The following is a 26,449-nucleotide window of genomic DNA, read 5'->3' on the forward strand; positions in this document are numbered from 1 at the left end:
AAAATGAAATTATTAAAAGATATTGAAGAAAATAGACAGTTAACGGAAGAACATATGAAGGAATTTATCGATATTCTTCTTAGTCCAAATGTGAAGGAAGACAATAAACTTAAGTTATTAAAGTCTTACACTAAAAAGGAAATGCAACAAATTGAACTAACCTATTTAGTTAAACATCTTATAAGCACAATGTATTCAGTTCAACCCTATTATGATGGAGCGATGTGCGTTTGTGGTACTGGAGGAGATGGTTCAAACAGTTTCAATATATCAACAACAGTAGCATTCATAGTAGCAAGTGCCGGCGTACCGGTAGTTAAACATGGCAATAAAAGTATCACATCGCATTCAGGTAGTACTGATGTTCTTCAAGCAATGGGGATTCAAACAAGTGAAGTAGCTAGTGTGATAAAACAATTAGATACAAAAGGTCTCTCTTTCATTAGTGCCACTGATTCTTATCCAATTATGAAATACATCCAACCCATTAGGAAGCAGATAAAGTCTCCTACAATATTTAATTTAGTAGGGCCTCTTATCAACCCATTCAAACTTACTTATCAAGTGATGGGTGTCTATGATGTTACACAACTAGGTAAGATTGCTCAAACTATCAAAGATTTAGGTAGGAAGAGAGCTATTGTCGTTCATGGTGCGAATGGTATGGATGAGGCAACGCTATCGGGAGACAATATTATTTATGAAATTAACCAAAATGAGCCAATTAAACAGTATACAATTAATGCTAAAGATTATGGTTTAACTATTGCTGACAATGACGCACTCATAGGGGGAACACCTGAAGAAAATAAAAATATAGCCATAAATATATTAAATGGAAACGATCAATCGAGTAAAAGAGATGTCGTTATACTCAATGCAGCAATTGCTTTATACGTGGCTGAAAAAGCAAAAGATATTCACTCTGGTATTAAACTAGTTCGTCATCTTATAGACAGTGGTCAGGCTATGAAACAGTATTTAAAGATGGGGGTGTGATGATGACGATACTTCATGAAATAGTTAATTATAAAAAGTCACTACTTAAGGAAGGATATTATCAACAAAAATTAGAAGAATTAGAGTATGTTGGTGTTTCTAGTAAGAAGAAATTAATAAATGCATTGAAAAATGAAAAAAAGTTATCGGTTATTGCTGAGATAAAGTCTAAAAGTCCAACGCTAAAACAATTACCTCATAGAAACTTAATAGATCAAGTAAAAGAATATGAATTATATGGTGCGAATGCTATTTCAATCTTAACAGATGAAAAATACTTTGGTGGTAGTTTCGAAAGATTGAGTGAACTGACCGTTGAAACATCTTTACCAGTACTGTGTAAAGATTTTATAGTAGATAAAATTCAAATTGACGTAGCTAAAAAAGCAGGTGCTTCTATTGTTTTGCTTATTGTTAACATTCTCACAGATAAAGAGTTAAAAACTTTATATGATTATGCAACAGAACTTAACTTAGAAGTTTTAGTTGAGGTACATGATAGAAATGAATTAAATAGAGCACATCAATTATCGCCAAAAATAATTGGAGTTAATAATCGAGATTTGAAACGGTTTGTTACTAACGTGGAACATACGAACCAAATTTTAAAATTTAAAAAGAAAGGATTTCATTATATTTCAGAAAGCGGTATTCATAGTACTCATGATGTTGAGCACATTTTACAGTCAGGTATAGATGGCCTACTAGTGGGTGAATCATTAATGAAATGCAACGACTTAAGTCAATTTCTACCAAGGTTAAAAATGGAGAAGATTCATCAATGATTTTAAAATTTTGCGGGTTTAAAAGTGAAGAAGATATCGAAAAGGTTAAAAATCTAAATGTTGATGCAATAGGGTTTATCCATTTTCCTAGAAGTAAACGACACGTGAGTATGAATCAATTAAAATTACTGTCTAAACGAGTTCCAGACCATATTCATCGCGTGGTAGTCTTGGTAAATCCAACATTAGACTTAGTTAAGCAAGTCTTCAATGAAACTAATATCAACGTAATACAACTTCATGGAGATGAGTCTATTCAATTAATAAAAGCAATTAGAAAGTTAAGTCCTACGGTTAAAATTTTTAAAGCAATTCCTGCTGATAAATATTTAAATAGAAATATTGAAAAATATGAGAAAACCGTTGATTTATTTATTATTGATACACCATCTCAAAATTATGGTGGAACAGGTGATACATATGATTGGAATGTGCTTAGTAATATTCGGAAATCACGTTTTTTAATAGCTGGCGGGTTAGATATAAATCATATTAGTAAACTAAAATACCTTAAATTAGGTCAGTGTGGTTACGATATTGCTAGTGGGATTGAGACAGATAATATTAAAGATTTAGCAAAAATGACGCAAATTATAAAAATAATTAAAGGAGATGAAAGAAATGAACATACAAACAGAAGCTGACGAGCTAGGGTTTTTTGGAGAATATGGTGGCCAGTATGTCCCTGAAACACTGATGCCTGCAATCATAGAACTCAAAAAAGCTTATCAACAGGCTAAACAAGACGAATCATTCCAAGAGGAGCTCGCAAGTTATTTAAAAGACTATGTCGGAAGAGAAACACCACTTACTTACGCTAAATCATTTACCGAAGATTTAGGAGGAGCCAAAATATATTTAAAACGTGAAGACTTAAATCATACTGGGGCACATAAAATTAATAACGCTTTAGGTCAAGCATTGTTGGCGAAGCGTATGGGAAAAACAAAATTAGTTGCTGAAACAGGTGCTGGGCAACATGGTGTGGCGAGTGCCACAGTAGCTGCTTTATTCGATATGGAGCTCATCGTTTTTATGGGAAAAGAAGATGTTAAAAGACAACAATTGAATGTATTTAGAATGGAACTTCTAGGCGCAAAAGTTGTTTCAGTAGAAGAAGGACAAGGAACATTGTCTGATGCTGTCAATAGAGCTTTAAAATATTGGGTAAGCCATGTAGAGGACACACATTATTTATTAGGTTCAGCCTTAGGACCTGATCCTTTTCCTACAATGGTTAGAGATTTCCAAAGTGTGATTGGAAACGAAATAAAAAGACAAATTAATCAAAAAGAAGGGCGTTTACCAGAGGCTATAGTTGCATGTGTAGGTGGGGGTTCTAATGCGATAGGGACCTTCCATCCATTTATTAATGATGACGTAAAACTTTACGGGGTTGAAGCTGCAGGTAAAGGAGTTAACTCAAATAAACATGCATTAGCTATAGGAAAGGGAAAACCTGGTGTTCTACATGGATCTAAAATGTATCTTATTCAAGATGAGGATGGACAGATAGAGTTAGCCCATTCAATATCTGCAGGACTAGATTACCCAGGAATAGGTCCGGAACATTCATATTATAATGATATAGGTAGAGTGAAATATGTAAATGCCTCTGATGAAGAAGCCATGGAAGCTCTAATAAGATTCTCTAGAGCTGAAGGTATTATTCCTGCAATTGAAAGTGCCCATGCGATTAGTTATGTTGAAAAGTTAGCTCCAAGAATGAGAAAAGATGAAATTATTGTTATTACTGTCTCTGGTAGAGGGGATAAGGACATGGAAACAATTAGGAATTATACTGAAAGTCGTGGTGATATAGATGAGTAAGTTATTTATTTCTTATATAATGGGAAATTTAAAGTTTATTGAGAACTTAAAGATACTAAGTGAAGCAGGTGCTGATATTATAGAAATTGGTGTTCCTTTTTCAGATCCAGTAGCGGACGGTTCAACAATCATGAGCGCTGGAGCAAAAGCCATTGAAGAAGGCGTGAATATTAATTTTATATTTGAACAGCTAATTAAAAATAAAGAGACTATAACTTCTAAATATATTTTAATGACCTATTATAATATTATCTCATCATTTGGGGAGAATGAATTTTTGAATAAATGTGAGGAAGCAGGTGTATATGGTTTAATCATTCCAGATTTGCCGTTTGAACTAACCCAAAAGTTTAAAAAAGATTTACCTAATGAGAAAGTTAAATTAATCTCACTTATAGCAATGACTACTTCTGAGGAAAGAATTAAAAATATTGCTAAAAAGGCAGAAGGTTTTATTTACACGGTTACGATGAATGCTACTACTGGAGAAAATGGTCAATTTTACCCTGAATTAAAAAGAAAAATCGAATTAATTAAAGGTGTCACAGATGTACCTGTGGTTGCTGGATTCGGTATTAGAAATCAAGAACATGTGAAAGATATTGGAAGTATAGCAGATGGCGTTGTCATCGGCAGTGAAATTGTAAAAAGATTCGCTGAGAGTGATCCTAGTGAGATGTTTCAATTTTTAAAAAGCATAAGAAAGACACTCGATCAAATTTAAAATGGCAGTTAATAGGTTGGGATAAATGGGTGTTCCAACCTTTTTTTAATTTTGAGGGGATAGCTATATTAAATTTATATTTGAATATTTCATAGCTAATCAGGGTAAATTAATTTTATAACAAGTTAAAGAGGTGAAAGTGAATGAGTAAAAAAGTATTATTTGTTCTAACTAGTACGAGTCAGTATCCTGATGGTACGGAAACTGGTTCATGGTTAGAAGAAGCCGGAGAACCTTATGATATTCTTATAAATGAAGGGATTGATGTTGATATAGCGTCAATCAAAGGTGGTAAGGTTAACTTAGACCCTAACTCCACTTCAGATGAGTTATTAAACAAATATACTTCATTTACTTCGCATTTAAATCATACACCAAGTATTGAAGACATTGATGTTGATGAGTATGAAGCAATTTATTTACCAGGTGGCCATGGCACAGTTTTTGATTTTGCTAATAATGAAAAATTGGCAAATATTTTAGTACATTTTAGAGACCATGATAAAATTATTTCATCAGTTTGTCACGGGCCAAGTGCATTTGTTGGTGTTAAAACAAGTAATGGTAAATATCTTGTTGATGGTATACGCTTAACCGCTTTTACTGATAGTGAAGAAAAAGCAATGGGACTGGAAGATAAAGTACCATTTTTAACGCAATCTAAATTAGAAGAACAAGGTGCTCATTTCGTTACAAGTGATGATTTTACTTCACATTTAGAAGAGGATCGTAAGTTTATTACTGGTCAAAATCCTCAATCAAGCGAAGTCATTGGTAAAGCACTTGTAAATGCATTAAAATAAAACTGGTTACAAAATAATATGGGCTCAAACCTTTGTTTAGTCCATATTATTTTTTACATAATTATTCAAATCTAAAGTTGATTACCAATTTAGTGCAATTTTTAAATTAGTTAATATTTTAGTTTTGGGTTTAACTATTGTATACTTGTTAAGATTAGAAGTATAGATAACATATATAATCATAAAGTTACATATAATGTATATTTAACAACAATCTATCATACTTAATGTTAAATAAAGAGAGTTATAAAGAGATTAATAGGAGTTATGATAATGAAGTTTACGAATTTAACAGCCAAAGAATTTAGTGACTTTACTGATCAAATGCCTTATAGCCATTTTACTCAGATGGAAGGTAATTATGAACTTAAAGTTGCTGAAGGAACGGATTCACATCTTGTAGGAATTAAAAATAATGACAATCAAGTGATTGCTGCATGTTTATTAACTGCTGTACCTGTAATGAAAATTTTTAAATATTTTTATTCAAATCGCGGGCCAGTAATTGATTATGATAATAAAGAACTTGTTCACTTTTTCTTTAATGAACTAAGTAAATACGTAAAAAAGTATAACTGTCTTTATCTAAGAGTTGACCCTTATCTTCCATACCAATACTTAAATCATGATGGTGAAATTATTGGAAATGCTGGCCATGATTGGTTTTTCAATAAAATGGAAGAATTAGGATTTGAACATGAAGGCTTTCATAAAGGCTTCCATCCTATATTACAAGTAAGATACCATTCTGTTTTAGATTTAAAAGATAAAACATCTAAAGATATTCTTAAAGGAATGGATAGTTTAAGAAAGCGAAATACTAAGAAAGTACAAAAAAATGGTGTTAAAGTTCGTTTCCTATCCGAAGATGAATTACCTATTTTCAGATCATTTATGGAAGATACTACTGAAACGAAAGAATTCGCTGATAGAGATGATAGTTTCTATTATAATAGATTCAAACATTTCAAAGACAGAGTGTTAGTACCATTAGCATATATTGATTTCGATGAATATATCGAGGAACTTAATAATGAAAGAGATGTTCTCAATAAGGATTTAAATAAAGCGCTTAAAGATATTGAGAAGAGACCTGACAATAAGAAAGCTTATAACAAAAAGGATAATCTTCAACAACAATTAGATGCAAATCAACAAAAAATTGATGAAGCTAAAAATTTACAACAAGAACATGGTAATGAATTACCTATTTCAGCAGGATACTTTTTCATTAATCCTTTTGAGGTTGTATATTACGCCGGTGGTACTTCAAATCGTTATCGTCATTATGCTGGTAGTTATGCAATTCAATGGAAAATGATAAACTATGCTTTAGAACATGGTATTGATCGTTATAATTTTTATGGAGTTAGTGGGGACTTCAGTGAAGACGCTGAAGATGTAGGAGTAATTAAGTTCAAAAAAGGCTATAACGCTGATGTTATTGAATATGTAGGTGATTTTATAAAACCAATCAATAAACCTATGTATGCAATCTATAACGCACTTAAAAAGTTAAAGAAATAGATTTTTTAGGAAGGGAATTATCTAATTATGAAATTTACAGAGTTAACAGTTAAAGAATTCGAAAACTTTGTACAAAATCCATCATTAGAAAGCCATTATTTTCAGGTGAAGGAAAATATTGCTACGCGTGAAGCAGATGGATTCCAAGTTGTATTATTAGGTGTTAAAGATGATGACAATAGAGTAATTGCAGCAAGTCTTTTCTCTAAAATTCCTACAATGGGAAGTTATGTATATTATTCAAATCGTGGTCCAGTTATGGATTATTCAGATTTAGGTTTAGTTGATTTTTATTTAAGAGAATTGGAAAATTATCTACACCAACATCAATGTTTATACGTAAAATTAGATCCTTATTGGATATATCAAGTTCATGATAAAGATATCAATCCTTTAACTGAGAAGAACGATGCTTTAGTTAACCTCTTTAAATCACATGGTTATGACCACCATGGTTTCACAACTGAATATGATACTTCTAGCCAAGTAAGATGGATGGGCGTTTTAGATTTAGAAGGTAAGACACCTTCTTCACTGAAAAAGGAATTTGATAGTCAACGTAAAAGAAATATTAATAAAGCGATAAACTATGGAATTAAAGTAAGATTTCTTGAGAGAGATGAATTTGATAAATTCTTAGATTTATATCGCGAAACTGAAGCTAGAACAGGCTTTGTATCTAAAACAGATCAATATTTCTATAACTTCATTGATCACTATGGCGATAAAGTTCTTTTACCATTAGCCTATATAGACTTAGATGAATACATAGAAAAAGTTCAACATTCTTTAAATGATAAAGAGAATCGTCGTGATGATATGATGGCTAAAGAAAATAAAAATGATAAGCAATTAAGAAAAATTGCCGAATTAGATAAACAAATTGAGCATGACAAAAAAGAATTACTAAATGCTAGTGAGATTCGCCAAACTGAAGGATCCATTCTAAACTTAGCAGCAGGTGTATACTTCGCTAATGCATATGAAGTCAATTATTTCTCAGGAGGTTCTTCAGAAAAGTTCAACCAATATATGGGACCTTATGCAATGCATTGGCATATGATAAATTATTGCTTCGATAATGGTTATGCAAGATATAACTTTTATGGTTTATCTGGTGACTTTACTGAAGATAGTGAAGATTATGGCGTTTATCGCTTCAAGAGAGGATTTAATGTTCAAATTGAAGAATTAATTGGCGATTTTTATAAACCAATTAATAAAGTGAAATATTGGTTATTCACGACATTAGATCGTATACGTAGTAAGGTTAAAAAATAAATATCTATATTTGAGAGCATATTGGGATAGAGCCAATATGCTCTTTTACCATATTAGAGAAGGGTTGGAAAACTCTAACTGGTTAGTGTAGGTAGAATATAAATCTTAGTTGTCGAAATCATGTTGTTCCCTACACATTTAATAATAGCATATTATTTTTATTGCACAATAATGCTCTTAGATTAATTTTAAATAAAGTTTTTATATCTATAAGAGTTACTATTATTATAATCGTTTAAATAAAGAGAGAATGACAAATTTGAATGATGAAGTTTTTATAAAAAGCTAAAAATGAAGATTATACAACTGATATTTTCTAAATTTTTTGGAAGTTTGTTAATTTAATCGACAGTATACTAAAGATATTTAAAGCGAAGTATAGTATATAGGTGATTATAAAAGTATTATGTAAACTAAGGGTATATATTTGCTTTTAAAAACAATTAATTAAGGAGGTTTCATCTAATCTAAAGCACCTTATAACAAGTGATTGAGAGGCAATTTGGGCCATTTATCAATTAAAAAAATAATAATAAAGTTTGTTTTAATCAAATATAGCAAATCTATGGTGATTATTATCCAACAATGGCTTGTAATATAGCAAATTAAGTATATAAACAAACGCTTTTGGCAGATATTTACGCCTTAACTCTATAGCGATAAGTTATAATAAGCTCGTACGATTGCATAGCGCATAATAATCTTGGAGATTTAGTGGCTGTGTTAGAAGAAATAATTCAAATTGATTCAGCACACATTTAAAATACTAATAATAACCATAATTATAATAATCAGTTGTATATATGCGCGCTTGGATGTTTTTAATCTTTTAGTTTACATAATATATATTATAGGAAGTTATGTATATTTGTTCAGGGGGCCTTACCTGTTGTCTATAAAATATTACTTACTCGCGTTATTTGTTGTTTAACTATTTGTGTTATTTCTCTATTGTCTTACATTATTAATAAGCTAGATTACTATCATTACTCTATGATGTTAGTTAATAAAAATTGCAACTATATATTTATTCACACTTATAAATCTAATAAGTAGCTATAGTTAATCATTTTGATGTATTTTGTATGCTATACTGAATTCATTATTACTAAATTTGGAGTGACTCGATAATGAATTTTATTTTTGATATAGATGGTACAATTTGTTTTGATGGTCATCATGTTGACCAATCTATTAAACATCGGCTTGTAAAACTCAAAAATGCTCACAATAATGTAATATTCGCATCTGCACGTCCTATAAGAGATTTGCTACCAGTAATTCCTGAATTTGCGGATTATACTTTAATTGGTGGAAATGGAGCTATTATTTCTCAAAACGGACAAATCGAAATTATTTCGGAAATAGACGTTCATGATATTACGCTTATCAAACAAATCATTAAGCAATACAATTTAACGTATATCATTGATGATAAATTCAATTACTCGACAAATCTAAATGCTGATACTGAATTATATCAGCGTATAGACCCTAATCGTACGGCACAAGCTTTACATATGGATGCTATAAAGGATCCGATTAAGGCTATACTTTTAAATATTAAATCTGAAGAATTTGCTACTATTGCTAATACTTTAGAAACTGAATCTAATGGAGTTGAGCTTATACACCATTACAATGAGTCATATATTGACGTTACTGCTCAAGGTATAGATAAACATACGACGATTCAGTACATATTAGGTGCTGATGCGGATTATATCGCATTCGGCAATGATCATAATGATATACATATGTTAAATAATGCTTCTCATGGTTATTTCGTCTCAAATGCTAATGTAGAGTATCAATCTTTTTTAAAGAACCCTAATATAGAAGTTATAAATAATACTAATGAAGCAATTTGTAATGTATTAGACAAATATCTTTAAGAGGTATTAATCGTAGAACATAAAAATCAATATAAAACTCCCCACTCAATATCAAGCATGTATTATGTGGGGAGTTTCTATTATTCAAATGTTTCAATTAATAATTTAGTGTACTCATTACGTTCAGAATCAAATAATTCATTTGTTTTGAAATCATCAACAATTAATCCATCTTTTAAAACGATAATTCGATTTGTTAAACGTTGCAACACTGATAAATCGTGTGATATAACAATCATCGTTTGAGGTATGTCAATTTCGGATTTCAATAAGAAATCAATTACCTTTTGTTCTGCGATAACATCAAGATTTGATGTTATTTCATCGCATATCAAGATGTCTGGTTGAGCTAGTAAAGTTCTTATAATATTTAATCTCTGCAATTGACCGCCGCTTACCTCATTAGGATACTTTTGTAACAATTGATGAGATAAGTGAAAAGCATCTAAATGATTTAAAATTTGTTCTTTTATAAATGAAGCTTTAACTTTTTTGTAATAAATAAGGGGCTCCTCTAATGATTGTTGAATTGTATAGTGTCTATCAAAACTTTCAAATGCATGTTGATATATAGGCAATACACGTTTGGAATCTACATTAACTTTACCTCTTATAGATTTGATTTCATTTAATATTAGTTTAACTAGGGTAGTTTTACCTGCCCCGCTCTCACCTAGAATACCTACCTTTTCATTTTCTTTAATGTCTAAATTAATACCATTAAGTACTGGATGATTTTTACTATATTCATAATAGACGTTTTGTAATCTTATCATTATTCATTTATCTCCCTTTGACTCAAGGTATTTCTGTTTTCTAATAATTGTTTTGTATAGGAATGAGATACTCTATTTTCTAAGAGGTTGCCAACTTCACCAGTCTCTACCACTTCCCCACGTTTCATAACAGTAAAATAATCTCCATAACGAAGGACATGATTCATATTATGTGTAATAAGGAGTACCGTATTATGATGATCTTTAACAATGTGTTGAAGCAGTTGCATTATTTTATGACCATTAACCACATCTAATGAAGCTACAGGTTCATCTGCGATAATAAGTTTAGGATCTAGCATTAGTACACTAGCAATATATACGCGTTCTAGCTGACCACCTGAAAGTTCAAAGCTATATTTTTTTATAATATTAGAATCATCTAAATTCACCCATTTTAATGCATTCTTTATCTTTTCTAATGCTTCAGAACGACTTGCATCATAGTGAGTACGGTATATTGCGATGAGTTGTTTTTCTAAACGTGTATGTTCGTTAAAGCTTTGAGCATAATTTTGAGAAATATAACCAATGTCCTTACCTAAAAATTTTTTTATGTCACGAGCCTCATTATTCTCAAATTGATATTCCGTAAAACTCATATCAAGACCTTTAGGTAAATAATTTAACAGTGCTCTAGCTGTGAGACTTTTACCTGCCCCACTTTCTCCAATAATTACATTTAAGATTCCTTTGCGGACATCTAAGTTTAGGTTTTTAATTAAACTTGTACCATTTAGATCGCTAATGTTAAGATTTTTAATTTTTAAAAGAGTCAAACTCGGCACCTCTCTTCTCTAATAAGCGGTCTCGAATTGCATCACCAGTAAGATTGAATAACAATATTGTGATTGAAATAAGTGTGGCTGGTGCAATAATCATAATAGGATGAGACGTGATGAAATTTCGTCCTGCTTGAAGCATAGCTCCCCATTCAGGAGAAGGCGGTTGTGCCCCTAATCCTAAGAATGATAGCGAACTAATGTATAATATAATTTTACCGAAATCAACTACCATAATGACCAAAATAGATGGTATGACCTTTGGTAATAAATGTTTAAATAGAATATTGAAAGTTGAAACATTGAATAGTTTAGCCATTTTGATATAGGAATAATTCATTTCAGAATTAACAATCCCTCTCGTTACACTTGTATAATTCATCCATTTAATAAGTGTAATCGCAATGACTAAATTCCATATACTTGGATGAAAAAAGCTTGCTAAAGCAATCATTATGACAAACTCTGGAATACTTAAACCGATATCGATAATCCTCATAATGATTGAATCAATAATCCCTTTTTTATAGCCTGCCAAAAGACCCAATGGCACACCTATTAAAATAGTAAAAAGTAACGTAAGTAATGTAATAAATAAAGTTGTACGAGCGCCTATGATAAGACGGCTAAACAAATCGCGACCATAATCGTCAGTACCTAATAAATGTTTGAAGCTTATAGGTTTAAACGTCTCTGATAAATGAACATTGAAAGCTGCGTCTGGACTTACAAATAATTGTAAGGCAATGATTATAAAGATATAAATTCCAAACACATAAAAAATATAATTGCGGTTGGCTAGTTTACGCTTCATGACGATCACCTTCTTGTCTATGCTGGCTTTGGCGAGAGGATTTGAAAATATTTATTCCGTCTTTAGAGTTATAACGTTGTTTAGGATCCATCATCAAACTTAAAATATCTGCAATCGTATTGATAATCACTACGAAACAGCCTATAAATAAAACGCAACCTTGTATTAAAGGATAGTCTCTTGATTTGATGCTATCTACTAAAATGTAACCTAAACCTGGAATATCGAATAAGTTTTCAATGACTACAGTGCCCCCTATTAAACTACCTACTGATAAACCTAATAATGGGATAATGGGAAGTAATGAAGGTTTAAAGATGTCGTTAAATAAAATATAACGTTCTGACATGCCTCGTAACCTAGAAGCTTCCACAATTGGACTTTGGTATTGTTCTAATAAATTAGATCGAATGAGTCGAATATAATATGCACACATTCCAATGCTCATTGTAAGTATAGGTAATACATATATGGCTATAGACCCCTCCTCCGATGTTGGTAAGAGATTGAGTTTTTGATTAAAAATAAATAATAAAATTAATCCAATAAAAAATGAAGGTAAGCTTACCGAAAGAGAAGTAAAAATACGTATCAAATGATCTAAAGTTTTGTGATAGTTTAATGCCGCAAAAATACCTAATGGTATAGAAATAATCATAGAAACAATTAGAGTGCCAAAGGTAATAATCAATGTTGGGCCAATATAACCTGCGATTTCTTGTGTTACTGGTTCATTAGTTTGAAAACTTGTACCTAAATTGAAGTGTAATAAATGACTCATCCAGTGCCACCATTGAACAAATATAGAGTCATTTAAACCTAATTTCTGTTCTGTTGCTTGAATTTGGGATTGAGAAACCTGAGTTGTATCAAGATGAAGGATTTTATTAACAGGATTACCTGGTGATAATTTCATCAGAATGAATGTGAGCGTTGTGATTACAAACAGAACAATCATCATTTGCAATATTTTGGAAATGATTGTTTTAAACATCATAGAAGCATCCTTCCACTTTAAATGAATTAAATATTTATATAATAAAATTTAACATTAAATTGTTTTTGTTATCATCTTTCTATTATAGTAGTGATTTTAAAAAAATAATAGTAAGAGCGTTAAATAAAAAAGACTCAACACTTTCGAATTACCAAATGTGCGGAGTCTTTAAAAAATTTTATTTACGAAAACGATGTCTCGACTTTTTAAAATCGTCATCATCTTCATATTTACGAATTTCTTTCTCAAGTTTATTTTTCTTACGCTCACGTCGCCATTTACGAGTAAAGAACCACAATAAGAAACTTATGATTAAACTCATTATAGCTAAAAAGGCAGCATAACCTAATAAAGGTTGATAAGAAATATCATGGAAATTTGGAATAAAGAATGCTAATAATGCTAAAACTACAAACGTGATGATTGCGGCCGAAAACCATTTATGTAAAACAAGAGTACAGAATACTGTTAACAAAATCATTGCTAAGATAGTAATCCATAAATAATTAGGCATATCAAAAATTGTCATTTTACTATCTCCTCGTTCTCTAATTAATAATAATTTTATTATACTATTGATGTGCATTAAACTACTCAGGCTCAAGTAGGAAAGTTTTATAAATCACGCTTAATTCTTACCTATTCATGATACAAGATTAAATATTTAATTCCCTGCTTATATATTAGATAAACAAACAATTAGATAACCACATGAAATGTTATTCTGAATTGAGTTTTGTATAATATATAAGTAATTCTAATTTAAGGAGTGTGTGACTGATGACACAAGGTCTACCTTTAAGAAAAGATGTTCCAAAGCAAGAAACATGGGACCTCAAAGATCTTTTTATTAATGATGAAGCATTTTATGAAACTTTAAATCAAGTATTTAAGTCTTCTAAAGAGTTTAATTCTAAATATAAAAATCAACTTACTAACATTGAGAATGTCGAACGAGCGTTGAAAGATTATGAGGACATTCTAATTCAATTAGATCGCCTATATAATTATCCTGAATTAAGAGTTAGTGTTGATACTTCTAATGAAGAGGCGCAAAAAGTAAATGCTAAACTTAATACGATGTCTGGAAAAATTGCTGGTTTATTATCATTTGTAGATTCAGAAATCTTGGCATTATCCGAGGAAACGTTAAATGAATTACAAGAAAAAACTAATTATCCTCACTTTATTAAGAGATTACATGATAGAAAGCCGTATCAATTATCAACTGAAGTAGAACAAGTACTTGCCACATTAACACCTACCTTAAGAAGTCCGTTTGAATTATATGGCACTACTAAAAGTTTGGATATAGACTTCGAGACATTTGAACATAATGGTGTTACCTATCCATTGGATTACGCTACTTTTGAAAATGAATACGAAGATCATCCAGATGCTGAATTTAGAAGAAAGAGTTTTAAAACATTTAGTGATGCTATACGTAAATATCAAAATACAACGGCAGCTACATATAACATGCAAGTGCAACAAGAGAAAATTGAAGCGGATTTACGTGGGTATGACTCCGTAATAGATTATTTACTTCAAGAACAAGAAGTTACGCGTGATATGTTTGACCGTCAAATTGATGTCATTATGAGTGATTTAGCTCCTGTAATGCAGAAATATGCTAAACTCATTCAACGTGTACATGGTCTTGATAAAATGCGCTTTGAAGATTTGAAAATATCTATTGACCCAAGTTATGAACCTGATATATCTATTGAAACTTCAAAAGAATATATTTATGGAGCGCTTAACGTTTTAGGTGATGATTATGTAAATATGTTAGAAACTGCTTACAACAATCGTTGGATTGATTTCGCACAAAATAAAGGTAAAGAGACAGGCGCTTATTGTGCGAGCCCTTACTTTACGCACTCTTATGTGTTTATCTCTTGGACAGGCAAAATGGCTGAAACTTTCGTTCTTGCTCATGAGTTAGGTCATGCAGGACATTTTAAATTAGCACAAGACCATCAAAATTTACTGGAATCTGAGGCATCAATGTACTTTGTTGAAGCGCCTTCTACAATGAATGAAATGTTAATGGCTAACTACCTATTTAACAGTAGTAATGATCCTAAATTCAAACGTTGGGTGATTGGTTCAATTCTATCAAGAACTTATTACCACAATATGGTAACGCATTTATTAGAAGCTGCATATCAACGTAAAGTATATCAATTAGTAGATGAAGGAGAATCACTTACAGCTCCGATCCTAAATAAAATTATGCTAGATGTGTACGAAACATTCTTCGGTAATGTGGTTGAAATGACTGATGGTGTTGAACTAACATGGATGCGTCAACCACATTATTATATGGGATTATATTCATACACGTACTCTGCTGGTTTAACTATTGGTACAGTTGTATCTCAAAAAATTAAAAATGAAGGTCAACCAGCTGTAGATAACTGGTTAAATACATTAAAAGCTGGCGGTAGTATGTCTCCAGTTGAATTAGCTCAAACTGCCGGTGTTGATATCACTACTGAAGCTCCATTAAAAGCTACAATAAAATATATCTCAGAGTTGGTGGATGAATTAGAGAGATTAACAGATGAAATTGAAGCTGAATAAAGAATAATTGAATATGAAAAATCGCCCCTACAGGATATAATTTATCCTATAAGGGCGATTTTTTTATTAGTCAAATGTATCGTAATGCTCTCCGGTTAAATAATAATAGACACTTTCGGCAATATTACTAATATGATCTCCAATGCGTTCTAAGTGTCGAGCAGCTAAATGTGCTTGACCTGCAACGAATGGATCATTATCAATTAAGTATGTTGTGTTAACGATATTAATGTATAAATCATCAATGTCTTTATCTCTTTCAATAATTTCCTTAATTAATGTTAAATCCTCGGTTTTAACTGCTGTATTTAAGTCTTCTAGCATAAGCATTGCTAACTTACCCATCGTCTTTAAACGTGTAAACACATAATCGTCGTTAATCTTCACTCTTAGACGTATATGTGCGATGCTTGCAGCATTGTCCCCCATTCTTTCAAAGTCAGTAGAAATTTTTAATGCTGCCATCATCATGCGTAAATCAGTAGCAATAGGTTGCTGTTTAGTGATTAACATAATGACTTTTTCATTAATCTCATAATCTAATTGATTAATTTCCTTATCTTTCTCAATGGTTTCTCTAGCAAACGTTCTTTTTTCTTCACTTAACGACACTAATGCATTTTTGATATTAAAATAAACACGAAGGCCAAGACGACGTAAATCTTTGATTAACTCATCTAGCTGACCTTCGTATTTATGTCTAATGATTGCCATATATAATTATCCGAAACGTCCTGAAATATAATCTTCTGTTTGTTTATCAGAAGGATTAGAGAAGATTTTATCAGTGTCGTCGTATTCGTTTACATAACCATTAAGGAAGAATGCTGTTTTATCAGATACACGTGCAGCTTGTTGCATGTTATGTGTAACCATAATAATTGAATAATTTTGTTTTAAGTCTTGTACTAATTCTTCAACTCTTAAAGTTGAAATTGGGTCTAATGCTGATGTTGGCTCATCCATTAAAATAACATCCGGTTCAATTGCTAGGCATCTAGCGATACAAACACGTTGTTGTTGCCCCCCTGATAAGCCATAAGCATTAGTGTGTAATCTATCTTTCAATTCATCCCATATTGCAGCGCCACGTAATGATTTCTCTACAATTTCGTCTAAAACTTTTTTATTTTTAATACCATGTGTTTTAGGACCGTAAGTAATATTATCGTAAATTGATTTAGGGAATGGGTTCGGTTGTTGGAAGACCATTCCTACATTAGTTCTTAGTTTCTCTTTAGAATATTTAGCATCAAAGATGTTTTGATCGCGATATAAGATTTTACCAGCTGTCTTAACAGAAGGTACAAGCTCAACCATACGATTTAAAGTTTTGATGTAAGTTGATTTACCACAACCTGATGGTCCGATAATTGCTGTTACATTATTTTCTAAAATATCTAAGTTAATGTTTTGTAACGCATGATTTTCACCGTACCACAAATCTAAATTTTGAGTAGAATATACGATGTTTTTTTGACTATCAGGTGTCTTGTCTTTTTTATCATTTTCAGTAGTAATAATCGTAGACACAGAGCCATTATTTTTCTCTGTTTGCTCATTTAATTTATTTTTTTCTGCGACTTGTGAATTAGCCATAATTAAAAACTCCTTCTATATATAGTCGAGGCTTTATACGTATCACCCTCGACTATTTGAATAACTATTTCCCTATAAGTTTAATTAATATTTTTTACTGAATTTATTACGTAAAAGAATTGCTACTGCATTCATTGCTAATAAAATAATTAGTAAGACGATAATTCCTGCTGATGCAACATTCTGGAATTCAGCTTGAGGCATTTTAGCCCAAGTGTAAATTTGAGTTGGAAGTGCAGAGAATTGATCTAATAAGCCAGAAGGTGTAGCTAAAAGAATAGTTGGGATACCAATAACAACTAATGGTGCAGTTTCACCTAATGCACGAGATAACGATAAGATAAACCCAGTTAAGATACCAGGTAATGCTGCAGGTAATACGACTCTTCTAATCGTTTGCCATTTATTAGCACCTAATCCAAATGACGCTTCTCTCACCGAACCAGGTACAGCTCTAATAGCCTCTTGACTTGAAACGATGATAACTGGAAGAATCAATAATGACATTGCCAATGCAGCTGCTAAGACACTATTACCCATACCTGCTGCTCCAACGAAAAGTGTGTAACCTAATAAACCGAATACGATTGAAGGTACACCAGCTAAGTTTGAAATACTTATTTTTACAATACTTGTAAAAATATTGTCCTTTGCATATTCTTCAAGATAAATCGCTGTACCAATTCCAAGAATGATAGTAATTGGAATAATAGTAACAATTAACCAAATGGATCCAACCAATGCACCTTTAATACCGGCATCTGCAGGTGTTGAAGATGAGAAATTCGTAAAGAATTCAGGTGTTAAATGTCCTGCCCCTTTAATAATTGTTTGTGCTAGTAAAGCAACTAATACTACGAGACCGATGACTGTGCATAGAAAAAATAATCCTTTAAATATTTTATTCTTAGTACCACGAGTAGAAATGTTTTTATCTACCTTATTTTTATCTATTAACGCTTTATTAGTAGGATTTGTTGTTGAACTCATATTAATACTCCTCTCTGAATCGTTTTGAAATCCATTGTGAAAGTAAATTCATTATTATAGTGAAGATAAATAGAGTAAATCCTACCGCATAAATACTGTAGTAGATATCTGAGCCAAATGGCGCGTCACCAGTTGCAACTTCAACAATATAACCAGTCATTGTTTGAATGGAACTAGTTAGACTTAATGAAGATGTAGGTGTACTACCAGCTGCTAATGAAACAATCATAGTTTCACCAATCGCTCTTGAAACACCCAATACTATTGATGCGACAACACCTGAAGTGGCTGCAGGTAAGACAACTTTAGTAGCAACTTCAAATTTAGTTGCACCAAGACCATAAGCGCCTTCACGTATTTTATTAGGTACAGAAGACATTGCATCTTCACTCAAACTTGTAATAATAGGCACGATCATAATACCAACTACTATACCGGGACTTATAGAGTTGAACTCGCCTAAACCAGGAATAATACTTCTTAAAATTGGTGTTACAAAAGTTAAGGCAAAGAAACCGAATACTATCGTAGGTATACCTGCTAATATTTCTAGGATTGGTTTGATGATACGACGTGTTCTATCACTTGCATATTCATTAAGATAAATTGCAGCGCCTAGTCCAATTGGAACTGATACGATAGTTGCAATGAAAGTAATTTTTAATGTACCTATAATCAATGCCCAAATGCCATATTCAGGATTTGAACCTGTAGGATTCCACGTTCCTGTTAAAAAGAATTTAGAAAATGGTACACGTGTAAAGAAAGTGATTGTCTCAGTGAGTAAAGTAAATAAAATAGCAATAGTGGTTAAGATTGAAATAGCTGAAATAATACCCAAAATGATAGGAACGATTTTATCACTTGCTCCACCCTTTTTAGCATTATTCTTGGCTATCATTTCTCTAACATTTGTTTGTGAAGCCATGTAAATCCCTCTTTCTAATTTCTCCCAAAATAATTTAAAAAAGATTGGGAATTACTTTAGGGAATGATGAGTTCAAATGAATCAATTGTTTATAAAAACTCAATAATCTTCCCTGAAGAAAAAAGTACAGACAAAGTGGTTGTTCTCCACTTTGTCTTATACTTTTGCAAATTCCCAACCCTTTTATATTAAGTACACTAATTTTTATTTTTTTTCGTCTGATTTTTTATCAGATTTCTTGTCAGATTTTTTATCAGATTTTTGATGTTTATCTAAAAACTTATTTAACTCTTTTAATTGAGATTTATAAGTTTTCTTAGGAGCAGCTACTTCATCTTTAGCTTCAGCAGATTTACCTTCATCTTTAAGAACGAATTTCATGAATTCAGACATTACTTTGTTATCTTTTAATGATTTATCTTTAACGTAGATGAATAATGGTCTACTTAAAGCATATGAACCATTTTTGATTGTTTTCTTAGTTGGTTCAGTTAATTTGCCGTTATCATCTTTGATCTTAACTTCTTTTAATTTGTCTTTATTTTGTTCGTAGAACGCATAACCGAAGTAACCAATACCTTCTTTGTTTTTAGTTACAGAGCTAACTAATTGGTTAGTATCAGCATTTTTCTCAGCCTTGATATCTTGTTTGTTCATTACTTCCTCTTCGAAGAAGTCGTATGTACCATGACTTGAGTTAGGTGATACAGCATTGATTTTTTTGTTTGGCCATTTAGAATTTACATCTTTCCAAGTTTTAGCTTTTCCAGAATAAATATCTTTTAATTGAGATTTAGTTAATGATTTTACGAATTTATTATCTTTATTTACTGCGATAGTAACAGCATCTTGTGCAATTTTAAATTCGTGGTATTTAATACCTTTATCTTCTAATTTTTTCTTTTCTTCGTCTTTAATAGGTCTTGAAGCGTCTGAGAAATCAGTTTCGCCAGCAATGAATTTTTGGAATCCAGCACCTGTACCAGCTTGTCCAGAAGAAATTTTAGCGTCTTTGTGATTTTTCGCCCATTTTTCATTTAATTTTTCGACGATAGGAGCTACAGTAGATGAACCTTCACCTTTTGCAGAACCTTTAAGATCACTTCCGCTACCAGAACCTCCATTATTACCACCGCAAGCGCCAAGTAAGAATGAAGCACCTAATACAGTAGTACCGACTAATTGCCACTTTTTCATTGAAACATCCTCCTAGTATAAATAACCCTAATGTTATATGTATTTCTTACAGCTTTTATAATACATACCTTTTGTTAATTAAAAATAGAGTAATTGTAAATCTTTTGTTAAGAATGTTTAAAGGTTGGTATAACGCGCTTTATAGAGGTATAGATGAAGTTTATATTTTTGAAAAATTACTTTAACTCATAAATACAATAGTTGTTAAATAGAAAACATACAGGTGTGAGTGTGTATAGTGGCAATATCACAAATTAAAAATTGTACTTAGATAGTCAGACAGATCACAAGCCCCCGCTTATTAAAGATGTTTTATACTTAATTCTCTATTTAAAATAATTCGATAAAAAAAGCTTATTCCTAGAATTTTAGGAATAAGCCTTTGCATTAGATTTGAATTTTTCTAATTCTATTCTTAAATTAACTACATTAAAGTATGTTGTACATCAATCATTACTTACTAATATATACTTCTTATTCTTCTACTCTACTCCAACCTTTTTTAGTAAGCGTGATTTTACCAGTTTCAATATTAATTATATTCTTCTTATATAAATGACCAATAGCACGTTTGAATGAGCCTTTACTCATATTGAACACTTCTTTAATGGTTTCAGGACTGGATTTATCCCAAAATGGTAATTCGCCATCATATTCTACGAGTAAATCGAAAATAACTTGTCCATCATCGTCTAAACGTTCATGAGCTAGCGGTAAGAATGAACCATTGAGTTCACCTTTATCATTATGTCCGATGATACGCACTTCAACTTTCTCTCCTAAACGAGGTTCTTGCTTACGTTCAGATTCATGGACGAAAATTTTGTAGCCATCTTCACTCAATAAGAAACTTCCTACTCTTAATAAGCGATATGCTCGTGCTTCAATCATTTCATTTTGTTTACTATCATCCATTACTGGTGTGAACATACCTTCAACAATTGTTTCACTAGCGAGGCGTCCAAACATTTGATTATTACTATCAATTCTTAGAGTAACAAGTAGGTAATCTCCAGCTTGAGGCCATAATTCTTTAATTTTTGGTAGGTCTTCCCATGGAACTAACACTTCACGAGGAAGCCCTACATCAATACGTGCGCCGTCACGGTCAGTTTTTAAAACTTTTGCAAAATCATATTTATCTTTGGTGATATCAGGCATGTTTTGAGTTGCAAACAGTTCACCTGAACGGTTTGGATAAACAAAGAAACTATACTCTTCCCCTATTTCAAATTCGTCTTCATCGGCTACCTCTGATTGATTAAGTTTAACTTGTTCCCCATTGGGTCCCTTTAATAAATAAGTTGAGCCTTGTAAGCCCTCAACTTCTAAAAATTCTATTGAACCTACGATATCTTTATCTAATGCCATTATTTTCTCCTTATACTAATGTGATTTCTAAATTTCATTATTGTTTCTTCTATATAAATAGTTATTTTCAAAATTAAAATAAATGATTCATTACGGTGAAAATCCTTTTAATTATAACATGAGTCACTTATTCTATCATTACTATGTCAACGTGGTCGAAACTCCTACTATTATATGATATAATTTCTCCGTTAGAATAACGATAAAGGAGCAAATGCATGTTACAAGTAACTGATGTAAGTTTACGTTTCGGAGATCGTAAACTATTTGAAGATGTAAATATAAAATTTACTGAAGGTAATTGTTATGGCTTAATTGGTGCTAATGGTGCTGGTAAATCAACATTTCTTAAAATTTTATCTGGCGAAATTGATTCGCAAACAGGTCATGTTTCATTAGGAAAAGATGAACGTCTAGCAGTATTAAAGCAAGATCACTTCGCATATGAAGATGAACGCGTATTAGATGTCGTAATTAAAGGACATGAGCGTTTATATGAAGTTATGAAAGAAAAAGATGAGATTTATATGAAGCCAGATTTTAGTGACGAAGATGGTATTCGTGCTGCAGAACTTGAAGGTGAATTTGCAGAAATGAATGGCTGGAACGCAGAAGCCGATGCTGCTAACCTACTTTCTGGTTTAGGTATTCAAGCAGATTTACATGACAGAAAAATGTCTGAACTTGAAAACAATCAAAAAGTAAAAGTATTATTAGCGCAAAGTTTATTTGGCGATCCTGATGTACTTCTACTAGACGAGCCTACTAACGGTTTAGATATCCCTGCAATTAGCTGGTTAGAAGATTTCTTAATTAACTTTGAAAATACAGTTATCGTTGTATCCCACGACCGTCACTTCTTAAATAACGTATGTACGCACATTGCTGACTTAGACTACGGTAAGATTAAACTATATGTAGGTAATTATGATTTCTGGTATCAATCAAGTCAGTTAGCCCAAAAAATGGCTCAAGAACAAAATAAGAAAAAAGAAGAAAAAATTAAGGAATTACAAGATTTCATTGCACGATTCTCTGCGAATGCTTCTAAATCAAAACAAGCTACAAGTCGTAAGAAACAATTAGAAAAAATTGAATTAGATGATATTCAACCATCTTCAAGAAGATATCCATATGTTAAATTTACTCCTGAACGTGAAATTGGAAATGATTTATTAACTGTTGAAAATCTATCTAAAACAATTGACGGCGAAAAAGTATTAGATAATGTTTCATTCACAATGAATCCTAACGATAAAGCTATTTTAATTGGTGATAGTGAGATTGCCAAAACGACATTGCTTAAAATTTTAGCTGGTGAAATGGAACCAGATGAAGGAACATTTAAATGGGGTGTCACTACTTCCCTTAGCTACTTCCCTAAAGATAATTCAGAGTTCTTTGATGGTGTCGACATGAACTTAGTTGATTGGTTAAGACAATATGCGCCTGAAGATGAACAAACTGAAACATTTTTACGTGGTTTCTTAGGTCGTATGCTATTTAGCGGAGAAGAAGTTAAGAAGAAGGCAAGTGTTCTATCCGGTGGCGAAAAAGTTCGTTGTATGTTAAGTAAAATGATGTTATCAAGTGCTAACGTTTTATTACTAGACGAACCTACAAACCATTTAGACTTAGAAAGTATCACTGCAGTTAATGATGGATTGAAATCATTTAAAGGTTCTATCATCTTTACTTCATATGACTTCGAGTTCATCAATACAATTGCAAACCGTGTTATTGATTTAAATCAACCAGGTGGTTTATCTAAAGAAGTTCCTTATGAAGAATATCTTCAAGAAATTGGTGTTTTACAAAATAGTTAATAAATTTTCTTTAACTCTAGAGCATCTTCATGATTCTCTAGAGTTTTTCTTTTGGAAATTGATATTTAAGCAATCAATATTAAAGTTTTATTTATAATAAATCACAAATTGTGTTATCTTACTCTTAAATTGTCAGTATATTTTTAAAAATCTAACATATTGGTTTACAGAGATATACACTCTATGTATAATTAACTCATATCAATTGAATAAGATTTTGATGAGGAGCATCAATCATGATTAAATTTTAGTATTTTGTCTGCTAACAACTAATTTTGAAAGGGTGCGATGCCGAAACAATTCATAATAGCAGTTATGAGTCGTTGGACTTTTTGGTTAAGAGCTGAAAGTTTGTCATTATTACTAAATAATGGAGTGCATCACTTGTACATAAATGTAGAGCAAGTTCGCGCATTCCGAACTTGTTCTTTTTTTATATCGTGTGAGCCTCCCCAAATTTTAGGAGGACTGAAATTGAACAGAAGTGTTTTGAAATTTGGCGGGTCTTCCGTCAGTGATTTTACAAAGATAAAAAATATTGCTGAAATGCTTAAAACACGAGTTGAACAGGGAGAAGAATTAATCGTTGTAGTTAGTGCAATGGGTAAAACAACTGATCAATTAATGGAAAATGTGTCAACGTTGACATCTACACCTAAAGATCAAGAACTTGCCCTACTACTTACTACGGGTGAACAACAGACAGTCTCCTATCTTTCAATGGTACTTAATGATATTGGTGTAAAAGCCAAAGCAATGACTGGATACCAAGCTGGTATTAAAACGATTGGTCATCATTTGAAAAGTAAAATTGCAGAGATTAATCCAGATACATTTAATCAAGCATTTGAAAATAACGATGTACTGGTAGTAGCTGGTTTCCAAGGTATAAATGATGAGTTTGAGCTTACTACTTTAGGTCGTGGAGGTTCTGATACTACTGCAGTGGCTCTAGCAGCAAGTAACCAAATCCCTTGTGAGATTTATACTGACGTTGATGGAGTTTATGCAACAGATCCAAGAATATTAAGCCATGCTAAGCGTTTAGAATACGTGTCTTATGAAGAAATGATGGAAATGAGTGCGCTTGGTGCTGGAGTACTTGAAACTAGAAGTGTTGAACTTGCTAAAAACTATGAAATCCCCCTTTATTTAGGGAGAACTTTATCAAATGTGAAAGGAACGTGGATTATGTCTAGATCAGATTTATTAGAGAAAAAAGCTGTTACAGGAGTAGCTTTAGATACGCATATGATGCACGTCACAATTAGTTATCCCCTACCTGACAATCGCTTATTAACTCAGTTATTTACTGAGTTAGAGGAAGGTTCTGTCAATGTCGATATGATTTCGCAAATCGTTAATCTCGAAGGATTACAGCTATCATTTTCGATTAAAGATAGTGACGTTAATCAAATTTCATCTATATTGGAAAATCTATCCACTCACTTTGAAGCCTTAGATTATAAAATCAATGAAGAATACGTCAAAATTTCGTTAATTGGATCAGGTATGAGAGATATGTCTGGAGTAGCATCTAAAGCATTTATCACTTTAATCAATTCTGAAATTCCATTCTATCAAACAACGACTTCAGAAATTAGTATTTCTTATGTTATTGATGCAGAAAATGGTCAAAGAGCGGTAGAAGAATTATATAACGCATTCGATATCTAAAATTGATATGATATATTTATAAAGAATTTTCTTAAAATTAACAATATTACAAATGGAGTGACTTTATTATGACAAGATTAGCAGTAGCCGGAGCAACAGGACTAGTAGGAACAAAAATGTTAGAAACATTGGATCGTAAGAATATTCCTTTCGATGAATTAGTACTCTTTTCATCAGCGCGTTCAGCAGGTAAGGAAGTAGAATTCCAAGGACAAACATATACTGTTCAAGAGTTAACAGATGAAGCAGCAAGTGAACACTTCGACTACGTGTTAATGAGTGCTGGTGGAGGTACAAGTGAACATTTCGCCCCACTATTTGAACAAGCAGGTGCTATCGTCATTGATAACTCTAGTCAATGGAGAATGACCGAGGATGTAGATTTAATTGTTCCCGAAGTGAATGAACCTAAATTAACTCGAGGCATTATTGCTAATCCTAACTGTTCAACAATTCAATCCGTAGTGCCACTTAAAATTTTACAAGATGCATATGGCTTAAAACGTGTTGCTTATACAACATATCAAGCGGTTTCAGGCTCAGGTATCAAGGGTAAAAGAGATTTATCTGAGGGGCCTAATGGAAAAGCTCCTGAAGCGTACCCTCACCCTATTTATAATAATGTGTTACCACATATTGATGTTTTTCTTGAAAATGGCTACACCAAAGAAGAGCAAAAGATGATTGATGAAACAAGAAAAATTTTAAACGATAAAGACCTGAAAGTTACTGCTACTTGTGTACGTGTACCCGTGCAAGACAGTCACAGCATTGAAATTGACGTTACTTTAGATAGAGAAGCTAACGTTAAAGATATCCAAAACCTTTTCGACCAAGATAGCAGAGTTGTACTTGTAGATAATCCTGAAAACAATGAATACCCATTAGCAATTCACTCTACAGGTAAAGACGAAGTCTTTGTAGGCCGTATTCGTAGAGATGATTCATTAGATAACACTTTCCATGTATGGTGTACATCAGACAACTTACTTAAAGGTGCGGCATTAAACGCAGTTCAAGTATTAGAGCAAGTTTTAACTATGAAAGGAGAACGATAAT

24 protein-coding genes and 1 riboswitch are annotated in these 26,449 nt (G+C 32.0%); of the genes, 13 read left to right on the forward strand and 11 right to left on the reverse strand.

What is annotated here, in order from left to right; translation table 11 throughout:
* Positions 1–3 precede the first annotated feature (3 nt).
* The 9 genes from trpD (at position 4) to CM54_RS03780 (ending at position 9,844) form a co-directional block, all read left to right on the forward strand.
* Positions 4–999, forward strand: coding sequence for an anthranilate phosphoribosyltransferase (gene trpD, locus CM54_RS03740; RefSeq protein WP_037548975.1), 996 nt, complete (start codon positions 4–6; stop codon positions 997–999).
* A 2-nt stretch (positions 1,000–1,001) separates the two neighbouring features.
* Positions 1,002–1,784 (forward strand): indole-3-glycerol phosphate synthase TrpC, encoded by a 783-nt coding sequence (gene trpC, locus CM54_RS03745; RefSeq protein ID WP_037548979.1) that lies wholly within the window; start codon positions 1,002–1,004, stop codon positions 1,782–1,784.
* Entirely contained in the window at positions 1,781–2,428 is a 648-nt protein-coding gene (locus CM54_RS03750) for a phosphoribosylanthranilate isomerase (RefSeq protein WP_037548982.1), read from the forward strand. Before trpC ends, CM54_RS03750 begins: the two co-directional genes overlap by 4 nt.
* Complete coding sequence (gene trpB / locus CM54_RS03755; RefSeq protein WP_037548985.1) at positions 2,406–3,614, forward strand: tryptophan synthase subunit beta; 1,209 nt, start codon at positions 2,406–2,408, stop codon at positions 3,612–3,614. The genes CM54_RS03750 and trpB overlap by 23 nt, the downstream gene beginning before the upstream one ends.
* Complete coding sequence (trpA, locus tag CM54_RS03760; RefSeq protein ID WP_037548988.1) at positions 3,607–4,338, forward strand: tryptophan synthase subunit alpha; 732 nt, start codon at positions 3,607–3,609, stop codon at positions 4,336–4,338. Before trpB ends, trpA begins: the two co-directional genes overlap by 8 nt.
* A gap of 143 nt (positions 4,339–4,481) precedes the next feature.
* Positions 4,482–5,141 (forward strand): type 1 glutamine amidotransferase domain-containing protein, encoded by a 660-nt coding sequence (locus tag CM54_RS03765; RefSeq protein ID WP_037548991.1) that lies wholly within the window; start codon positions 4,482–4,484, stop codon positions 5,139–5,141.
* A gap of 273 nt (positions 5,142–5,414) precedes the next feature.
* Positions 5,415–6,668: an aminoacyltransferase gene (locus tag CM54_RS03770; protein WP_023350306.1), complete on the forward strand. Its 1,254-nt coding sequence runs from the start codon at positions 5,415–5,417 to the stop codon at positions 6,666–6,668.
* 27 nt (positions 6,669–6,695) lie between these two features.
* Positions 6,696–7,949, forward strand: coding sequence for an aminoacyltransferase (locus tag CM54_RS03775; protein WP_002433640.1), 1,254 nt, complete (start codon positions 6,696–6,698; stop codon positions 7,947–7,949).
* Between the two features lie 1,130 nt (positions 7,950–9,079).
* Complete coding sequence (locus tag CM54_RS03780; RefSeq protein ID WP_037548994.1) at positions 9,080–9,844, forward strand: HAD-IIB family hydrolase; 765 nt, start codon at positions 9,080–9,082, stop codon at positions 9,842–9,844.
* A gap of 80 nt (positions 9,845–9,924) precedes the next feature.
* Here the strand turns inward: CM54_RS03780 and CM54_RS03785 are convergent, their stop codons facing one another.
* The 5 genes from CM54_RS03785 to CM54_RS03805 form a co-directional block, all read right to left on the reverse strand.
* The gene (locus tag CM54_RS03785) at positions 9,925–10,620 is read right to left on the reverse strand and encodes an ATP-binding cassette domain-containing protein (protein WP_037548997.1); all 696 of its coding nucleotides are present in this window, start codon (positions 10,618–10,620) and stop codon (positions 9,925–9,927) included.
* Positions 10,620–11,399, reverse strand: a complete 780-nt coding sequence (locus CM54_RS03790; RefSeq protein ID WP_037549000.1) for an ATP-binding cassette domain-containing protein — start codon at positions 11,397–11,399, stop codon at positions 10,620–10,622. Before CM54_RS03790 ends, CM54_RS03785 begins: the two co-directional genes overlap by 1 nt.
* Entirely contained in the window at positions 11,380–12,216 is an 837-nt protein-coding gene (nikC, locus tag CM54_RS03795) for a nickel transporter permease (protein WP_037549003.1), read from the reverse strand. Before nikC ends, CM54_RS03790 begins: the two co-directional genes overlap by 20 nt.
* Positions 12,206–13,210, reverse strand: coding sequence for a nickel ABC transporter permease (nikB, locus tag CM54_RS03800; protein WP_231469366.1), 1,005 nt, complete (start codon positions 13,208–13,210; stop codon positions 12,206–12,208). Before nikB ends, nikC begins: the two co-directional genes overlap by 11 nt.
* A gap of 181 nt (positions 13,211–13,391) precedes the next feature.
* Positions 13,392–13,742, reverse strand: coding sequence for a membrane protein (locus CM54_RS03805; RefSeq protein ID WP_002433873.1), 351 nt, complete (start codon positions 13,740–13,742; stop codon positions 13,392–13,394).
* A 251-nt stretch (positions 13,743–13,993) separates the two neighbouring features.
* On the opposite strand from CM54_RS03805, the gene pepF reads away from it, so the two are divergent.
* Entirely contained in the window at positions 13,994–15,802 is a 1,809-nt protein-coding gene (gene pepF, locus CM54_RS03810) for an oligoendopeptidase F (protein ID WP_037549009.1), read from the forward strand.
* Positions 15,803–15,868: 66 nt separating this feature from the next.
* On the opposite strand, the gene phoU is transcribed toward pepF, so the two are convergent.
* The 6 genes from phoU to cvfB all read right to left on the reverse strand — a co-directional run bounded on the left by phoU (position 15,869) and on the right by cvfB (position 21,887).
* The gene (gene phoU / locus CM54_RS03815) at positions 15,869–16,516 is read right to left on the reverse strand and encodes a phosphate signaling complex protein PhoU (protein WP_002453208.1); all 648 of its coding nucleotides are present in this window, start codon (positions 16,514–16,516) and stop codon (positions 15,869–15,871) included.
* Between the two features lie 6 nt (positions 16,517–16,522).
* Positions 16,523–17,401 (reverse strand): phosphate ABC transporter ATP-binding protein PstB, encoded by an 879-nt coding sequence (gene pstB / locus CM54_RS03820; RefSeq protein WP_002433584.1) that lies wholly within the window; start codon positions 17,399–17,401, stop codon positions 16,523–16,525.
* 84 nt (positions 17,402–17,485) lie between these two features.
* On the reverse strand, positions 17,486–18,391 hold the full coding sequence (gene pstA / locus CM54_RS03825; RefSeq protein WP_002433680.1) for a phosphate ABC transporter permease PstA: 906 nt from the start codon (positions 18,389–18,391) through the stop codon (positions 17,486–17,488).
* A 1-nt stretch (position 18,392) separates the two neighbouring features.
* Entirely contained in the window at positions 18,393–19,319 is a 927-nt protein-coding gene (gene pstC, locus CM54_RS03830; RefSeq protein ID WP_002433906.1) for a phosphate ABC transporter permease subunit PstC, read from the reverse strand.
* A gap of 204 nt (positions 19,320–19,523) precedes the next feature.
* The gene (locus CM54_RS03835; RefSeq protein ID WP_037549013.1) at positions 19,524–20,516 is read right to left on the reverse strand and encodes a PstS family phosphate ABC transporter substrate-binding protein; all 993 of its coding nucleotides are present in this window, start codon (positions 20,514–20,516) and stop codon (positions 19,524–19,526) included.
* 474 nt (positions 20,517–20,990) lie between these two features.
* Positions 20,991–21,887, reverse strand: coding sequence for an RNA-binding virulence regulatory protein CvfB (gene cvfB / locus CM54_RS03840; RefSeq protein WP_037549015.1), 897 nt, complete (start codon positions 21,885–21,887; stop codon positions 20,991–20,993).
* Between the two features lie 218 nt (positions 21,888–22,105).
* Between cvfB and CM54_RS03845 the strand changes: the two genes are divergently transcribed.
* The 3 genes from CM54_RS03845 (at position 22,106) to CM54_RS03855 (ending at position 26,448) form a co-directional block, all read left to right on the forward strand.
* Positions 22,106–23,713 carry an ABC-F family ATP-binding cassette domain-containing protein gene (locus tag CM54_RS03845; protein WP_037549018.1) on the forward strand — a complete coding sequence of 536 codons (1,608 nt, stop codon included), beginning with the start codon at positions 22,106–22,108 and terminating at the stop codon, positions 23,711–23,713.
* Between the two features lie 212 nt (positions 23,714–23,925).
* Positions 23,926–24,102, forward strand: a riboswitch (Lysine riboswitch).
* A gap of 85 nt (positions 24,103–24,187) precedes the next feature.
* The gene (locus CM54_RS03850) at positions 24,188–25,390 is read left to right on the forward strand and encodes an aspartate kinase (RefSeq protein WP_030062717.1); all 1,203 of its coding nucleotides are present in this window, start codon (positions 24,188–24,190) and stop codon (positions 25,388–25,390) included.
* A 68-nt stretch (positions 25,391–25,458) separates the two neighbouring features.
* Positions 25,459–26,448, forward strand: a complete 990-nt coding sequence (locus tag CM54_RS03855; RefSeq protein WP_023350298.1) for an aspartate-semialdehyde dehydrogenase — start codon at positions 25,459–25,461, stop codon at positions 26,446–26,448.
* Position 26,449 lies beyond the last annotated feature (1 nt).

It is taken from the genome of Staphylococcus sp. TE8 (assembly GCF_000692055.1).
Lineage (GTDB): Bacteria > Bacillota > Bacilli > Staphylococcales > Staphylococcaceae > Staphylococcus > Staphylococcus capitis.

Excerpts from the sequence above, each read along its gene's own strand:
- trpB (WP_037548985.1), top strand. The coding sequence starts at position 2,406 with ATGAACATACAAACAGAAGCTGACGAGCTAGGGTTTTTTGGAGAATAT.
- CM54_RS03780 (WP_037548994.1), top strand. The coding sequence starts at position 9,080 with ATGAATTTTATTTTTGATATAGATGGTACAATTTGTTTTGATGGTCAT.
- CM54_RS03765 (WP_037548991.1), top strand. The coding sequence starts at position 4,482 with ATGAGTAAAAAAGTATTATTTGTTCTAACTAGTACGAGTCAGTATCCT.
- CM54_RS03845 (WP_037549018.1), top strand. The coding sequence starts at position 22,106 with ATGTTACAAGTAACTGATGTAAGTTTACGTTTCGGAGATCGTAAACTA.
- CM54_RS03775 (WP_002433640.1), top strand. The coding sequence starts at position 6,696 with ATGAAATTTACAGAGTTAACAGTTAAAGAATTCGAAAACTTTGTACAA.
- pstA (WP_002433680.1), bottom strand. The coding sequence starts at position 18,391 with ATGAGTTCAACAACAAATCCTACTAATAAAGCGTTAATAGATAAAAAT.
- CM54_RS03855 (WP_023350298.1), top strand. The coding sequence starts at position 25,459 with ATGACAAGATTAGCAGTAGCCGGAGCAACAGGACTAGTAGGAACAAAA.
- CM54_RS03805 (WP_002433873.1), bottom strand. The coding sequence starts at position 13,742 with ATGACAATTTTTGATATGCCTAATTATTTATGGATTACTATCTTAGCA.
- pstB (WP_002433584.1), bottom strand. The coding sequence starts at position 17,401 with ATGGCTAATTCACAAGTCGCAGAAAAAAATAAATTAAATGAGCAAACA.
- trpC (WP_037548979.1), top strand. The coding sequence starts at position 1,002 with ATGACGATACTTCATGAAATAGTTAATTATAAAAAGTCACTACTTAAG.
- trpD (WP_037548975.1), top strand. The coding sequence starts at position 4 with ATGAAATTATTAAAAGATATTGAAGAAAATAGACAGTTAACGGAAGAA.
- CM54_RS03835 (WP_037549013.1), bottom strand. The coding sequence starts at position 20,516 with ATGAAAAAGTGGCAATTAGTCGGTACTACTGTATTAGGTGCTTCATTC.
- phoU (WP_002453208.1), bottom strand. The coding sequence starts at position 16,516 with ATGGCAATCATTAGACATAAATACGAAGGTCAGCTAGATGAGTTAATC.
- cvfB (WP_037549015.1), bottom strand. The coding sequence starts at position 21,887 with ATGGCATTAGATAAAGATATCGTAGGTTCAATAGAATTTTTAGAAGTT.
- CM54_RS03785 (WP_037548997.1), bottom strand. The coding sequence starts at position 10,620 with ATGATAAGATTACAAAACGTCTATTATGAATATAGTAAAAATCATCCA.
- nikC (WP_037549003.1), bottom strand. The coding sequence starts at position 12,216 with ATGAAGCGTAAACTAGCCAACCGCAATTATATTTTTTATGTGTTTGGA.
- pepF (WP_037549009.1), top strand. The coding sequence starts at position 13,994 with ATGACACAAGGTCTACCTTTAAGAAAAGATGTTCCAAAGCAAGAAACA.
- CM54_RS03770 (WP_023350306.1), top strand. The coding sequence starts at position 5,415 with ATGAAGTTTACGAATTTAACAGCCAAAGAATTTAGTGACTTTACTGAT.
- pstC (WP_002433906.1), bottom strand. The coding sequence starts at position 19,319 with ATGGCTTCACAAACAAATGTTAGAGAAATGATAGCCAAGAATAATGCT.
- trpA (WP_037548988.1), top strand. The coding sequence starts at position 3,607 with ATGAGTAAGTTATTTATTTCTTATATAATGGGAAATTTAAAGTTTATT.
- CM54_RS03750 (WP_037548982.1), top strand. The coding sequence starts at position 1,781 with ATGATTTTAAAATTTTGCGGGTTTAAAAGTGAAGAAGATATCGAAAAG.
- nikB (WP_231469366.1), bottom strand. The coding sequence starts at position 13,210 with ATGTTTAAAACAATCATTTCCAAAATATTGCAAATGATGATTGTTCTG.